This is a genomic window from Citrobacter sp. Cpo065 (assembly GCF_030332805.1).
Classification (GTDB): Bacteria; Pseudomonadota; Gammaproteobacteria; order Enterobacterales; family Enterobacteriaceae; genus Citrobacter; species Citrobacter portucalensis.
On sequence record NZ_JAOWHC010000031.1, the window covers coordinates 68,718 to 82,201 of the forward strand.

Sequence of the window (13,484 nt, forward strand, 5' to 3'; positions counted from 1 at the left end):
GGATTGATTCATGGACAGTTTGACCCCCATCCGCTGTTGGCCTGCCATCATCTCGCTCGTGATTACGCTGACCATCTGGTTTGTTATCCCGTGTCCTCCTGACGTAACCCCGCAAGCGTGGCACCTGCTGGCACTGTTTATTGGTACGATCGCTGCGATTATCGGTAAAGCTATGCCCATTGGCGCAATTGCGATTGTGGCGATTATGCTGGTGGCTATGACTGGCGTTACTAACCCCGGCAAACCCTCCGCGGCGTTGAACGATGCGTTGAGTGGCTTTTCGAACCAGTTAATCTGGCTGATTGGTTTATCCATTATGCTGTCGCAAAGTCTGTTAAAGACTGGCCTGGGAGCGCGTATTGGCTACGGGTTTATTGCGCTATTTGGTAAAAGAACGCTGGGTATTGCGTGGGCATTAACCCTTGCGGAAACGCTAATTGCACCCGTAACGCCAAGTAATACCGCGCGTGGCGGCGGCATTATCCACCCGGTAATGCGGGCGATTGCGGAGAGCCTCGGCTCGCAGCCAGGCCATGCCGAGAATGGCTCAACGGGCCGTTATCTCGCGCTGGTGAACTACAACATTAACCCGATCAGCTCGGCAATGTTCATCACCGCGACCGCACCTAACCCGTTAATCGTCAGCTTTTTGACGAAGGGGACGGATGGCGTGCTGAACATGACCTGGGGAATGTGGGCTATTGCGGCGCTTCTTCCCGCTCTGGTATCACTGGTTGTCATGCCGATTGTAATCTGGTGGCTCTATCCGCCAGCTATCACGCGCACGCCAAATGCGCCGCAGTTCGCGCGGCAAAAACTGGATGCGCTGGGTCCACTATCACTGGCAGAAAAAATCACCCTGGCAGTGTTCATTTTGCTGCTCTGCCTGTGGGCGGGTGTTCCAGCGATGCTGATGGGCAGTGCCTGGAGCGTAAACCCCACTAGCGCCGCGTTAATTGGTTTGTCGATTCTATTGATGGCGGGCGTATTGAGCTGGGATGACATTCTTAAATGCCGCGGGGCATGGGATACGATAGTCTGGTTTGCCGCGCTGGTGATGATGGCGGATTTTCTCAGCAAACTGGGGTTGGTGGGATGGCTGGCAACCAGCGTTGGTAGCGCAATCGACCATCTTGGCGTGCACTGGAGTGTTGCAACGCTGCTGTTGATTCTGCTTTATGTCTACTCGCACTACTTTTTCGCCAGCACTACTGCGCATATTACGGCTATGTTCGCTGCGTTTTTCGCCGCAGGATTAGGCCTCGGCGCGCCGCCAGCATTGCTTGGTTTAATGCTCGGTTTCTCCTCCTCCCTGATGATGTCGCTCACGCACTATGGCACGGGTACTGCGCCGATCATCTTTGGTTCGGGCTATGTCACGCTGGCAGAGTGGTGGAAAACGGGGCTGGTGATGAGTGTGGTCAACCTGACCATTTGGGGGGTGACCGGCGCCTTCTGGTGGCACTGGTTGGGATACTGGTAGTTAATACAGCGGGAGGAGTGCTCCTCCCGCCTTAACAACTTAAGCCTGTTTAGCGGCTTCTGCTGCTTTAACGATGACGGCGAAGGCGTCTGCTTTCAGAGAAGCACCACCAACCAGCGCACCGTCGATGTCCGGCTGAGCAAACAGTTCTGCCGCGTTAGCCGCGTTTACAGAACCGCCGTACTGGATGATTACTTGCTCAGCGATTTTCGCGTCAGCTTTAGCAATGTGGTCACGAATAAATTTGTGAACAGCCTGAGCCTGAGCAGGAGTTGCAGATTTACCGGTACCGATAGCCCATACTGGTTCGTAAGCGATAACGACGCCTTCGAATGCTGCCGCGCCCTGAGTTTTCAGAACCGCGTCGATCTGACGTGCACAAACTTCTTCAGTTTTGCCCGCTTCGTTTTCTGCTTCGGTTTCACCGATGCACAGAACTGGAGTCAGACCCTGCTCTTTCAGCACGGCGAATTTTTTAGCGATCAGCTCGTCAGATTCTTTGTGATAAGTACGACGCTCAGAGTGACCGATAATGATGTACTGTGCGCCGATGTCTTTCAGCATTTCAGCACTTGTTTCACCAGTGAATGCGCCAGACAGGTTCAGGTCAACGTTCTGCGCGCCCAGAATGATGTGGCTACCGGCAGCGGCGTGTTTCGCCAGGTCGATATACATTTCCGGCGGAGCAATCGCTACTGCACAGCCAGCAACGCCAGCCAGTTCTTTACGCAGATTAGCAACCAGTTCGTTTACCATGTGGCGGCTGCCGTTCAGTTTCCAGTTACCCATCACTAAAGGATGTCGCATTTCATTTCTCCACGCTTGTCAGCGAATTAAGGAATATGGCCGCCCGTAAGGGCAGCATGGTCTGTGAAACAGTATAGAGATTCATCCCCCGAAAGGCTTTGCTTTTTGTCATTTCCCCGTCATTCTCCACGTTGCAGGTGCGTTGGCTGTACTCTCTCACCCCAGTCACTTACTGATGTAAGCTCCTGGGGATTCGTTGCGTCGCCGCCTTCCTGAAACGTGAATAATTTAGGGGGGATTCGACCCTTCGAGGTTTTCAGATAGAGCCAGCTTAATCGGTTCAACAGCGAAGGTCAGCCCCTTTTCACCGTTATCTGCCACGACATAGCGAATTGCGCCTTCTGTTTCGGCGTAATAGTGCTTACCTTTGCCTGCGGCGAGCAGTTTTTGTAGCTTTTTCTGGCTCTGTTCCTTCGTCAGTAGCGGTGCGACGGTGCGGATGACGGCGGTCATGTATTCCAGCGCTTTCGCTTTAGCTGCCTTTTGCTCTGGTCCCTGAATTGGTAACCAGGTTATCTGCATGCTTTTGATTTTCAGGGTACCGCGCTCAAGGGCGGAAGACGCATACAGGTTTTCATTGATTTTGCTGGCCGCGCGGGTGAGATTTGCCCGATCGCGACTGCTGTCGATGGCGCGGAACTCATTCAGGATAAGCTTCGGATTCTGTGTATTAAAGTTTTCGCGAAACTGGCTAATCGACAGGTCAAAGGTCGGCGCGCCCGCCAGTAAATAGGGGGCTGTGGTTGCCGTCGATGGCGCTTCCGCCAATGCCGCAGGGCTGGCGGTTAAGGCTGAAAACAATAATAAAAACAGTGTAAATCCGTGCTTCATCAATCGTACCTTTCATTCTCACTGCTCACGATTAAAACGGTAACCGTCGAGCTTGTCAAAAGGGTAAACTGTTCTGGAAGGTAATAATAAAGGAACTTACATGACCATACAGCAGTGGTTATTCTCATTTAAAGGGCGCATCGGGCGCCGTGATTTCTGGATTTGGATTGGCCTATGGATCGTCGGCATGCTGGTTTTGTTTTCGCTGGCGAGCAAACAATTACTCGATATTCAGACCGCGGCTTTTTGTCTGGTATGTCTGCTATGGCCAACGGCGGCAGTGACGGTAAAACGTCTGCATGACCGTGGGCGTTCTGGAGCGTGGGCGCTGTTGATGATTCTGGCGTGGATGCTGCTGGCCGGAAATTGGGCGATGTTACCCGGCGTCTGGCAATGGGCGGTAGGCCGCTTTGTTCCAACGTTGATTCTGGTCGGCATGCTTATCGATCTGGGTGCGTTCATCGGCACCCAGGACGCAAATAAATATGGTAAGGATACGCAGGACGTAAAGTACAGGGCTGACTCGTAGGCCGGATAAGCGCCATCCGGCAAATTGCCCGGGTGTTAACCGGGCATTGAAACGTTCTTACCAGTAGTGCTCTGCGGTCATATGGCCTGGTCGGCGGCGCAGGTGTTTGGTCATCTGCCGGGTGTCCTTCAGCAACTGCTGCGTGTCGCGTACCATCTGCGGGTTTCCGCACAGCATCACATGACAGGTTTCTTTATCCATTGGCAGCCCGACCGCTTTTTCCAGTTCACCGCTTTCAATTAGCGCCGGTACACGCCCGGTCAGCGAATCTGCCACGGTTTCACGGCTGACTACCGTCTGGATGCGTAATTTACCTTCGTAGCGCTTTTCCAGCGCCTGCATCAACGGCAGATAGCTCAAATCGGCGGCATAGCGCGCGGCGTGGACCAGCACCAGATTTTTGAAGCGATCCAGGTCGTTGCCTAATTGTAGAATCGACAAGTATGGGCCGATAGCCGTGCCGGTTGCCAGCATCCACAGCGTGTCGCAATCGGGGACTTCATCCAGCACGAAGAAACCAGCAGCTTCACTCACCACCTGGACTTCATCGCCAGGCTTCAGTGCTGCCAGACGAGGGCTGAGTTTGCCGTCGGGAACCGTCACCAGATAAAACTCTAAATCGGGGTTATCAGGGGCATTGACGTAAGAATAAGCACGCTGGACGCGCTCGCCCTCGATCTCAAGGCCAAGCTTGGTGAATTGACCTGCAGTGAAAGGAAGAACCGGAGCTCGCACGGTCAAACTAAACAGGGCATCGGTCCAGTTCTGTACCTTCGTGACTTTGCCTGTTACCCAATCTGCCATGGTTTTCTCCTGTCTGCTTTGATTGCCTTATCTTCGTTCGTTGGACGAAAGATTTCCAGCCCATATGGGCTGGAAGGCTCTATTGATCAAATCAATTACAGGATGTGCGCCTGCACATCGGGATCTTTACGATCGAGGTAGTGAATCGACTGAATGCGACGGATCGTACGTGATTTACCGCGGATCAGCAGCGTTTCGGTGGTCGCGATATTACCTTTGCGGCTAATCCCTTCCAGCAAATCGCCTTTGGTGATGCCGGTGGCAGAGAAAATGACGTTGTCGCTACGCGCCATTTCATCGAGACGCAGCGCTTTGCCCGCTTCAATACCCATGGCGGCGCAACGAGCGAGTTCCTGTTCGCCAATGCGACGGTTCTCTTCGCTGTCGCCTTTGACGTCATGACGCGCCAGCAAACGACCCTGCATGTCGCCGTCCAGCGCGCGGATAACGGCGGCAGAAACGACACCTTCCGGTGCGCCGCCAATGCCGTACAGCACGTCAACTTCACTGTCTGGCATGCAGGTCAGAATGGAGGCCGCAACGTCACCGTCTGGAATAGCAAAGACGCGCACGCCCAGTTTTTGCATTTCGGCGATCGTTTCATCATGGCGTGGCTTGGCCAGAATGGTGACGGTCAGTTCACTCAGCGGCTTATTGAGTGCAGCGGCAACGTTATGCAGGTTGGCTTCCAGCGGCAGGTTCAGGTCGATAGACCCTTTTGCGCCTGGGCCGACAATCAGCTTTTCCATGTACATGTCTGGCGCGTTCAGGAAGCAGCCTTTATCGCCAACAGCCAGTACGGCCAGCGCGTTTGCCTGACCCATTGCCGTCATACGCGTGCCTTCGATAGGATCGACGGCGATGTCGACCGCATCACCAAGACCGGTCCCGACTTTCTCACCGATAAACAGCATCGGTGCTTCATCGATCTCACCCTCGCCAATCACGATGGTGCCGTCAATGTTGACCTGGTTGAGCATAATACGCATGGCGTTTACCGCCGCGCCGTCAGCGGTATTTTTGTCGCCGCGGCCCAGCCATTTATAGCCAGCCAGCGCGGCCGCTTCGGTCACGCGTGAAAATTCAATGGCAAGTTCTCGTCTCATTGCAAACTCGTAGCTGAAAGGAATGGCGCGAAGTGTAGCACAGGGGAGGGGCGAGATTATTGATGTGTGTGCGGGGTTGCCCCCGCACGAAGATATTGCCGGATAAGGCACAGTTGCCATCCGGCTATGACGTATTACTCGTCGTGATCTTCCCATGCCATGGCGCGTTTGACCGCTTTTTTCCAGCCGCTGTAACGGAAGTTACGTTCGGTGGTTTCGATGCCTGGGCGGAATTCACGCTCGATGACCGCTTTTTCCTGCAGCTCATCCAGATTCTGCCAGAAGCCTACTGCCAGACCGGCCAGGTATGCCGCACCCAATGCGGTGACTTCGCGGACTTCCGGGCGCTCAACGCGCGTGCCGAGAATGTCGGACTGGAACTGCATCAGGAAGTTATTGGCGACCGCACCGCCATCAACGCGCAGGGCGTGCAGGCGAATACCGGAGTCAGCCTGCATTGCTTCCAGAACATCACGGGTCTGGTATGCAATAGACTCAAGCGTGGCACGGATGATGTGGTTGGAGTTTACCCCACGGGTCAGACCAAAGATGGCGCCGCGAGCATACGGGTCCCAGTATGGTGCGCCCAGGCCAGTAAATGCTGGAACGACGTACACGCCGTTGGTGTCTTTCACTTTGGTGGCGAAATATTCGGAGTCGAACGCATCGCTGATGAGTTTCATTTCATCACGCAGCCACTGGATAGATGCGCCAGCCATAAATACCGCACCTTCCAGCGCGTAGTTCACTTCCCCGGTCGGTCCGCAGGCGATGGTGGTCAGCAGTCCGTTTTCGGACTTAACGGCTTTCTCGCCGGTGTTCATCAGCATGAAGCAGCCGGTACCGTAAGTATTTTTCGCCATCCCTTCCTTCACGCACAGCTGGCCAAACAGCGCCGCCTGCTGGTCACCAGCGATACCGGAGATAGGAATACGAATGCCGCCTTTACCACCGATGTTGGTCTGGCCGTACACTTCAGAAGAACGACGTACTTCCGGCAGCATTGCACGCGGAATATCCAGCGCATCCAGCATCGTGTCATCCCAGTCCAGGGAGTGGATGTTGAACAGCATGGTACGTGAGGCGTTGGTGTAATCCGTGACGTGTACACGTCCCTGCGTCATTTTCCAGATAAGCCAGGTATCTACGGTACCGAACAGCAGTTCGCCGCGACGAGCGCGCTCACGTGAGCCTTCCACGTGGTCGAGGATCCACTTCACTTTGGTGCCGGAGAAGTACGGGTCAATGACCAGACCTGTATTATTACGGATGTACTCTTCCATACCGTCGCGCTTGAGCTTTTCGCAGATTTCCGCGGTACGACGACACTGCCACACAATCGCGTTATAGATAGGTTTACCGGTTTCGCGTTCCCAGACAATGGTGGTTTCACGCTGGTTGGTAATACCGATCGCTGCAATTTCATCGGAACTGATATCGGCTTTCGCCAGAACTTCTACCAGCGTGGAGCTTTGGGTCGCCCAAATTTCCATCGGGTCATGTTCTACCCAACCTGCTTTCGGGTAAATTTGCTCGAATTCGCGCTGTGAAACGGCAACGATATTCGCATCGTGGTCCATTACGACCGCGCGGGAGCTGGTGGTGCCCTGGTCGAGCGCAACGATATATTTTTTTTCAGTCATAATTTTTTGTCCCGTAGTCACATTACTGCGAAGCTTTTTGTTGAGTGTTGGCCGCAACGTCTTTTTCTTCAATCGCGCAGACATCGCACGGTAAATGACGACCAATCAGTTTGCGATATGCCCATGCGCCCAAAATCGCGCCGGTAATCGGGCCAAACACCGGAACCAGGAAGTAAGGGATATCGCGACCACCCGTGAAGGCAATCTCACCCCATCCGGCCATCCAGGCGAAGAGTTTCGGTCCGAAGTCACGTGCCGGGTTCATCGCAAAACCTGTCAGCGGACCCATGGAAGCACCAATAACGGCAATCAACAAGCCGATCAGCAGTGGTGCCAGCGGACCACGAGGTACACCGTTACCATCGTCGGTAAGAGCCAGAATCAGCCCCATTAGAATAGCGGTAATGACCATTTCAACCGCGAAGGCCTGCACAAAATTGATATGCGGGTTCGGATAGGTGGAGAAAGTACCTGCCAGACCCAGGCTCTCGGTACTGCCGCGTACGATATGGTTGGTTTGTTCGAAATCGAGGAAAAGATTGTAATAAAGCCCGTAAACCAGTGCCGCTGCGCAAAAGGCGCCGGCAATTTGAGAAATAATAAAAGGAACAACTTTGCGTTTATCAAAACAGGCGAACAGCCAGAGTGCGATGGTTACCGCGGGATTCAGGTGTGCACCAGAAACGCCTGCGGTCAGATAGATAGCCATCGCTACCCCCAGACCCCAGATGACACTGATTTCCCACTGACCGAAAGTAGCCCCAGCCACTTTAAGTGCAGCGACACAGCCCACACCGAAGAAAATCAACAACCCGGTACCGAGGAATTCAGCAATGCACTGGCCTTTTAAGGTTGATGTTTGACTCATAATCGGATCCTGAAGAGAGTTTAATGTTTATTGTGTGCGAGAAGGTCACTGACATCCCCGGAGCCGGTAGGCACACTGTTAATTTATCGTTAACGCGCAAAAACGAGAAATATCGAAATTAAAATGTGTGTACTGCATCAACAAAATGAGCGTTTTCGCGCCATTGTGAGGTATTTGTTATACAAAAATAGTGTGAGCTGAATCATTTCACTGATCAACCTGTTAACACTTAAGAGTTATGACAGTAATGTCACCAGGAGAAAGACTAAAAGTGTTGCAAACCGCAATCTGCGCGGGATGCCGCTGGACAGGGATGACGCGGCTTCATACAATCGGTGTTAAGTAGAGTGCGCTCGTTTTTATTAAGGCGTCGCCGGTTATCGGGACGAGGATTTTTATCCATCAACGCCTTGCAATTCAGGAGAGGTATGACGATGTCATTAGAAGTGTTTGAGAAACTGGAAGCAAAAGTACAGCAGGCGATTGATACCATCACGCTGTTGCAGATGGAAATCGAAGAGCTGAAAGAAAAGAACAACTCACTGTCGCAGGAAGTTCAGACTGCACAGCAGCAGCGTGAAGAACTGGAGCGTGAGAACAACAGCCTGAAAGAACAGCAGAGCGGCTGGCAGGATCGTCTGCATGCCCTGCTGGGTCGTATGGAAGAAGTCTAATCCTCGTCATATTTCACGTTATGGCGGCGTTGGCTGCGTGCGTTCACCCCAGTCACATAGTGGCCTATGCTCCTGGGGATTCACTTACTTGCCGCCTTGCCCTGACGCGAAATCTATAGAGGATTTAGAATGCGGATACCTGTAGGCCGGATAAGGCGTAAGCCGACATCCGGCAATCAGCGACAACGCATAAAAAAGGCACCTTGCGGTGCCTTTTTCGCTTACTCGATATCGAGCGGGTCTTCGGAGAGGATTATCCCGGTGTTATCGGCGTACAGGTGGTCGCCGGAGAAGAACGTCACGCCACCGAAGTTGACGCGTACATCGCTTTCTCCAATGCCTTCACCTGAGGCACCTACCGGAATAGCGGCAATCGCCTGAATGCCGATATCCAGTTCTTCCAGATCGTCTACCTGGCGTACTGAGCCGTAGATGACCAGACCTTCCCATTCATTCTGTACGGCCAGCTGTGCCAGTTCGGCATCGACCAGCGCACGACGAACAGAACCGCCGCCATCGACCAGCAGAATGCGACCACGGCCGTTTTGTTCGAGCAGATCGTACAGCAACCCGTTGTCCTCGAAACATTTTACCGTGATGATTTGTCCGCCAAACGACGACCGTCCTCCAAAGTTAGAGAACAGCGGTTCCACGACGTTGACATCTTCCTGATAGATGTCACAAAGCTCGGATGTATCGTATTTCATAGGCTTAACGTTCAGTTGCTGCGAGAATTTTTAGTATATCGCGCTATGTGTACTGTTGGCAAAATCATCAATTGTTAATTGATATTTGTCAGTTAAAGAGACCACTGACTTAAGAAAATTCCAACGACAAACAGCAGGTTAGTTAACAATGCCGCTTTTACGGTGCGTTCCAGCATCGGACGCATTGCAGCCGGGTCCATCTCGCGCATTACATAGCGAGCCTGTTTGATCAGCAGCGGAGCGGCGAGGATAAACAGCCATCCCCACAGGCTTTGCAGTGAGAACAGGTTGAACAGTGCCAGACAGACCAGCGTGCCCATCAGCAGACAGGCGTGGTAGCGGCGGGCATTGACAGCGCCTAAACGCACGACCAGCGTGTTCTTGCCGTTTTCTCTGTCGCTGTTGATATCGCGCAGGTTGTTGACATTGAGCACGGCGGTTGCCAGCAGGCCGCAGGCGGTGGCAGGCAGAATCAGCGCTGGAATCAATGTATGCGCCTGCAGATACCAACTTCCCATTACGCTGAGCCAGCCGAAGAATACCAGCACAGAAATATCGCCCAGGCCAATATATCCGTAAGGGCGATTACCCACGGTGTAGGTGATCGCGGCGATAATCGACAGGCCGCCGAGCACCAGGAAACCGACAAAGTCCGCCAGCGTGTGACAGGCTACAGCAACCAGTGCCAGCCCGGACAGACAGATCAGCACCACGGTGACGATCAGCGCGCGCTTCATCTGCTGTTGGGTGATGACCCCTTTTTGCATACCGCGCAGCGGTCCAATACGGTCGGGCTTGTCGCTGCCTTTAACGGCATCGCCATAGTCGTTAGCGAGATTGGACAGAATTTGCAGCAGTCCTGCCGTAATCAATGCCAGCAGAGCAACCAGCGGATCGAAGTATCCTTGCCACCATGCTAATGCCGTACCGACGATGATCGCCGCGAAGGCGAGCGGTAAGGTCTTAGGTCGTAAACTTTCCAGCCAGGCTTGTGAGCGGCTAATTTGTTGTTGTTCAGTCATATTTAGCGCCAATAAAAATGGGGCTTTATCAGCCCCATCAACAGTGATGAAAATGCATTGAACGCGATTATAGGATAAAACGGCTCAGATCTTCATCTGCGACCAGCGCATCCAGATGTTTGCTCACATATTCGGCATCAATTGTGATGCTTTGGCCGTTCAAATCGCTCGCATCATAGGAAATATCTTCCATCAGACGTTCCAGAACGGTATGCAGACGACGTGCACCGATGTTTTCGGTGGTTTCGTTAACCTGCCAGGCCGCTTCGGCAATGCGTTTAATACCGGATTCAGTGAAGTTGATGTCCACACCTTCAGTCGCCATCAGCGCTTTGTACTGGACGGTGATGGAGGCATTCGGTTCGGTAAGGATACGCTCAAAATCGCTGGTGGTCAGCGCCTGCAGCTCGACACGAATCGGCAGACGACCCTGCAGTTCTGGGATCAGGTCGGACGGTTTGGCTACCTGGAATGCACCAGAAGCGATAAACAGAATGTGATCTGTTTTCACCATGCCGTGCTTGGTGGAGACCGTGCAGCCTTCAACCAGCGGCAGCAGGTCGCGCTGTACGCCTTCACGGGACACGTCCGGGCCGGAGGATTCGCCGCGCTTACAGATTTTGTCGATTTCGTCGATAAACACGATCCCGTGCTGCTCAACGGCGTCGATAGCTTCTTGTTTCAGCTCTTCCGGGTTCACCAGTTTGGCCGCTTCCTCTTCAATCAGCAGCTTCATCGCGTCTTTGATTTTCAGCTTACGCGGTTTTTGCTTCTGACCGCCCAGGTTCTGGAACATGGACTGCAGCTGGCTGGTCATCTCTTCCATTCCTGGAGGCGCCATAATTTCAACGCCCATCGGTGCGGCCGCGAGATCGATTTCGATCTCTTTATCATCCAGCTGGCCTTCACGCAGTTTTTTACGGAATGCCTGACGCGCTGCAGAAGGTTCCTGCGGCTGCTCTGACTGCCCCCAGTTATTTTTAGCTGGTGGGATCAGCACGTCGAGAATGCGCTCTTCCGCCATCTCTTCGGCACGGAAGCGGTTTTTCTCGATTGCCTGCACGCGGACCATTTTGATGGCAGCATCGGTCAGATCGCGGATGATGGAATCTACTTCTTTACCAACATAGCCGACTTCGGTGAATTTTGTTGCTTCAACTTTGATGAACGGCGCGTTGGCTAGTTTTGCCAGACGACGGGCGATTTCGGTTTTACCGACGCCGGTCGGGCCAATCATCAGAATGTTTTTCGGCGTGACTTCATGACGCAACTCTTCGTTGAGCTGCATACGACGCCAGCGGTTACGCAGGGCGATCGCCACGGAACGCTTAGCGTTATCCTGGCCGATGATGTGTTTGTTCAGTTCGCTGACAATTTCGCGTGGGGTCATTTCAGACATGGGGGATCCTTACGCTTTGGAGTTCAATTCTTCGATGGTATGGAAGTGGTTGGTATAAATGCAGATATCCCCTGCAATATCCAACGCTTTCTCAGCAATCTCGCGTGCGCCAAGCTCGGTATTTTCAAGCAGAGCGCGTGCAGCAGCCTGGGCGTAGGGACCGCCGGAGCCGATGGCAATCAGATCGTTTTCTGGCTGGATGACGTCGCCGTTACCGGTGATGATGAGCGATGCAGTTTCATCTGCGACGGCCAGCAGCGCTTCGAGTTTGCGCAGCATACGGTCGGTACGCCAGTCTTTTGCCAGTTCAACGGCAGCTTTCACCAGGTGACCCTGGTGCATTTCCAGCTTGCGTTCAAACAGTTCAAACAGCGTGAATGCATCCGCAGTACCGCCCGCAAAGCCCGCGATGACTTTATCGTTGTACAGACGGCGGACTTTCTTCACGTTGCCTTTCATTACGGTGTTACCCAGTGTGGCCTGACCATCACCGGCGATTACCACATGGCCGTTACGGCGTACGCTTACTATTGTTGTCACGAGCAGACCCCTTGGTTACAAATGCAATGTACAGGCCCCGCACAGTGTACGGGGCGTAATGCAAGTATAGATGGGGGGGATTTTGGGGGTTTCAACCCCCAGTGGAGAGTCGAATGCAGTTTGTGTGACCAGCAACCTTCAGGCGGCTGATGGTGTTGTCGGCATTCTCTTTGCCTTTGACCGGACCAATGACCACACGATTCCAGCCGTTATTGGTGGTAATACGGGAGTTAAAGCCTTCAAAGGCCAGCTGCGCACGCACAGTTTCTGCCTGCTCAGCGCCTTTAAATGATCCGCACTGAACCATCCAGCGGCGTTCATCTTTTTTCTCAGCAGTCTGTTTTGGCGGCTGCGTTTCATTCGTTATTGGCGCGGCCGGTTGCGTTTTCGGCTGAGCGGCGGTGGTATGCGCTGGCGTTTGCAGCAGATCCTGATACGGCTGTTGCGCCGCCGGTTTTGGCTGCGCTTTCGGCTGCTGTACCGGCGCGGCTTGTGCTGTACGCGTTTGCTGCTGCTGATACGGCTGTTCTGTTGCCCGTGGACGCGGCTGCTGAGCCTGCTGCTGGGTGTTGTTCCACTGCTGCTGTTGCACCTGACGCTGACGCTGCAGCGTTTGCTGGCGCTGTTCAGGCGTTTGCTCGTTCCACGGTACTTCGTTGAGCTGTGTCGGCTGTTGACGCATATCAGCCTGCATTTGCGCCAATAGCTGGCGCTGCTCATTGGTTAGCTGGTCGGCATTCAGCACCTCGCCGCCCGCAGACGGTTCGGTAGGCGCACGTACGCCAGGCTGACGGCTTTCCAGCTCTTTGATGTATCGCCAGCGCTCTTCCGGTTTTGGCGGAATGCCATTACCGGTGACTTTCTGGTTTTGCAGCGTTTCGGACTCTTCTTTCTTGTGATGCGTAATGAAGTACAGACCACCGATAAAGGTCACGAGTACGGCTGCAGCAATAGCAACCATTGCGGGCGATACCGCAGGCGTATTGCGTTGTTTTTTCCGTGATGTGCTCTTCTTGCGCCGCGAAGGTGCCGGTTGGCCGCGACGTACATAATCTCGTTGTGCCACTATCG

At 53.6% G+C, this 13,484-nt stretch carries 14 protein-coding genes; 3 read left to right on the top strand and 11 right to left on the bottom strand.

Annotated elements, in window-relative coordinates:
- Positions 1 to 10 precede the first annotated feature (10 nt).
- On the top strand, positions 11 to 1,483 hold the full coding sequence (locus OGY68_RS11470; protein ID WP_003825206.1) for a DASS family sodium-coupled anion symporter: 1,473 nt from the start codon (positions 11 to 13) through the stop codon (positions 1,481 to 1,483).
- 39 nt (positions 1,484 to 1,522) lie between these two features.
- On the opposite strand, the gene tpiA is transcribed toward OGY68_RS11470, so the two are convergent.
- Both tpiA and OGY68_RS11480 read right to left on the bottom strand, forming a co-directional pair.
- Entirely contained in the window at positions 1,523 to 2,290 is a 768-nt protein-coding gene (gene tpiA / locus OGY68_RS11475) for a triose-phosphate isomerase (RefSeq protein ID WP_003028783.1), read from the bottom strand.
- 228 nt (positions 2,291 to 2,518) lie between these two features.
- Positions 2,519 to 3,121: a YiiQ family protein gene (locus tag OGY68_RS11480; protein WP_057066674.1), complete on the bottom strand. Its 603-nt coding sequence runs from the start codon at positions 3,119 to 3,121 to the stop codon at positions 2,519 to 2,521.
- 100 nt (positions 3,122 to 3,221) lie between these two features.
- On the opposite strand from OGY68_RS11480, the gene OGY68_RS11485 reads away from it, so the two are divergent.
- The gene (locus tag OGY68_RS11485) at positions 3,222 to 3,650 is read left to right on the top strand and encodes a DUF805 domain-containing protein (RefSeq protein WP_008787028.1); all 429 of its coding nucleotides are present in this window, start codon (positions 3,222 to 3,224) and stop codon (positions 3,648 to 3,650) included.
- 57 nt (positions 3,651 to 3,707) lie between these two features.
- Here the strand turns inward: OGY68_RS11485 and fpr are convergent, their stop codons facing one another.
- The 4 genes from fpr to OGY68_RS11505 all read right to left on the bottom strand — a co-directional run bounded on the left by fpr (position 3,708) and on the right by OGY68_RS11505 (position 8,071).
- A complete protein-coding gene (fpr, locus tag OGY68_RS11490) occupies positions 3,708 to 4,454 on the bottom strand; it encodes a ferredoxin--NADP(+) reductase (RefSeq protein WP_048227737.1) in 747 nt (248 codons plus the stop codon).
- A 95-nt stretch (positions 4,455 to 4,549) separates the two neighbouring features.
- Positions 4,550 to 5,560 (bottom strand): class II fructose-bisphosphatase, encoded by a 1,011-nt coding sequence (gene glpX, locus OGY68_RS11495; protein WP_057066675.1) that lies wholly within the window; start codon positions 5,558 to 5,560, stop codon positions 4,550 to 4,552.
- Between the two features lie 134 nt (positions 5,561 to 5,694).
- Complete coding sequence (gene glpK, locus OGY68_RS11500; RefSeq protein ID WP_032945601.1) at positions 5,695 to 7,203, bottom strand: glycerol kinase GlpK; 1,509 nt, start codon at positions 7,201 to 7,203, stop codon at positions 5,695 to 5,697.
- A 22-nt stretch (positions 7,204 to 7,225) separates the two neighbouring features.
- Positions 7,226 to 8,071 carry an MIP/aquaporin family protein gene (locus tag OGY68_RS11505; protein WP_008787032.1) on the bottom strand — a complete coding sequence of 282 codons (846 nt, stop codon included), beginning with the start codon at positions 8,069 to 8,071 and terminating at the stop codon, positions 7,226 to 7,228.
- Positions 8,072 to 8,499: 428 nt separating this feature from the next.
- On the opposite strand from OGY68_RS11505, the gene zapB reads away from it, so the two are divergent.
- Positions 8,500 to 8,745 (top strand): septal ring assembly protein ZapB, encoded by a 246-nt coding sequence (gene zapB / locus OGY68_RS11510; protein ID WP_095533156.1) that lies wholly within the window; start codon positions 8,500 to 8,502, stop codon positions 8,743 to 8,745.
- Positions 8,746 to 8,966: 221 nt separating this feature from the next.
- Here the strand turns inward: zapB and rraA are convergent, their stop codons facing one another.
- From rraA to ftsN, 5 genes are all read right to left on the bottom strand, one after another.
- Positions 8,967 to 9,452 carry a ribonuclease E activity regulator RraA gene (gene rraA / locus OGY68_RS11515; protein ID WP_048237079.1) on the bottom strand — a complete coding sequence of 162 codons (486 nt, stop codon included), beginning with the start codon at positions 9,450 to 9,452 and terminating at the stop codon, positions 8,967 to 8,969.
- Positions 9,453 to 9,544: 92 nt separating this feature from the next.
- Positions 9,545 to 10,474, bottom strand: a complete 930-nt coding sequence (menA, locus tag OGY68_RS11520; protein WP_003825185.1) for a 1,4-dihydroxy-2-naphthoate polyprenyltransferase — start codon at positions 10,472 to 10,474, stop codon at positions 9,545 to 9,547.
- A 67-nt stretch (positions 10,475 to 10,541) separates the two neighbouring features.
- Positions 10,542 to 11,873, bottom strand: coding sequence for an ATP-dependent protease ATPase subunit HslU (gene hslU, locus OGY68_RS11525; protein WP_003028803.1), 1,332 nt, complete (start codon positions 11,871 to 11,873; stop codon positions 10,542 to 10,544).
- Between the two features lie 9 nt (positions 11,874 to 11,882).
- Entirely contained in the window at positions 11,883 to 12,413 is a 531-nt protein-coding gene (hslV, locus tag OGY68_RS11530) for an ATP-dependent protease subunit HslV (RefSeq protein ID WP_003028805.1), read from the bottom strand.
- A gap of 91 nt (positions 12,414 to 12,504) precedes the next feature.
- A complete protein-coding gene (gene ftsN / locus OGY68_RS11535) occupies positions 12,505 to 13,479 on the bottom strand; it encodes a cell division protein FtsN (RefSeq protein ID WP_071941308.1) in 975 nt (324 codons plus the stop codon).
- Between the last annotated feature and the right edge of the window lie 5 nt (positions 13,480 to 13,484).

Bases quoted from the DNA above. Each gene is read 5' to 3' on its own strand.
- OGY68_RS11470 (WP_003825206.1), top strand. From the start codon at position 11: ATGGACAGTTTGACCCCCATCCGCTGTTGGCCTGCCATCATCTCGCTC.
- tpiA (WP_003028783.1), bottom strand. From the start codon at position 2,290: ATGCGACATCCTTTAGTGATGGGTAACTGGAAACTGAACGGCAGCCGC.
- OGY68_RS11480 (WP_057066674.1), bottom strand. From the start codon at position 3,121: ATGAAGCACGGATTTACACTGTTTTTATTATTGTTTTCAGCCTTAACC.
- OGY68_RS11485 (WP_008787028.1), top strand. From the start codon at position 3,222: ATGACCATACAGCAGTGGTTATTCTCATTTAAAGGGCGCATCGGGCGC.
- fpr (WP_048227737.1), bottom strand. From the start codon at position 4,454: ATGGCAGATTGGGTAACAGGCAAAGTCACGAAGGTACAGAACTGGACC.
- glpX (WP_057066675.1), bottom strand. From the start codon at position 5,560: ATGAGACGAGAACTTGCCATTGAATTTTCACGCGTGACCGAAGCGGCC.
- glpK (WP_032945601.1), bottom strand. From the start codon at position 7,203: ATGACTGAAAAAAAATATATCGTTGCGCTCGACCAGGGCACCACCAGC.
- OGY68_RS11505 (WP_008787032.1), bottom strand. From the start codon at position 8,071: ATGAGTCAAACATCAACCTTAAAAGGCCAGTGCATTGCTGAATTCCTC.
- zapB (WP_095533156.1), top strand. From the start codon at position 8,500: ATGACGATGTCATTAGAAGTGTTTGAGAAACTGGAAGCAAAAGTACAG.
- rraA (WP_048237079.1), bottom strand. From the start codon at position 9,452: ATGAAATACGATACATCCGAGCTTTGTGACATCTATCAGGAAGATGTC.
- menA (WP_003825185.1), bottom strand. From the start codon at position 10,474: ATGACTGAACAACAACAAATTAGCCGCTCACAAGCCTGGCTGGAAAGT.
- hslU (WP_003028803.1), bottom strand. From the start codon at position 11,873: ATGTCTGAAATGACCCCACGCGAAATTGTCAGCGAACTGAACAAACAC.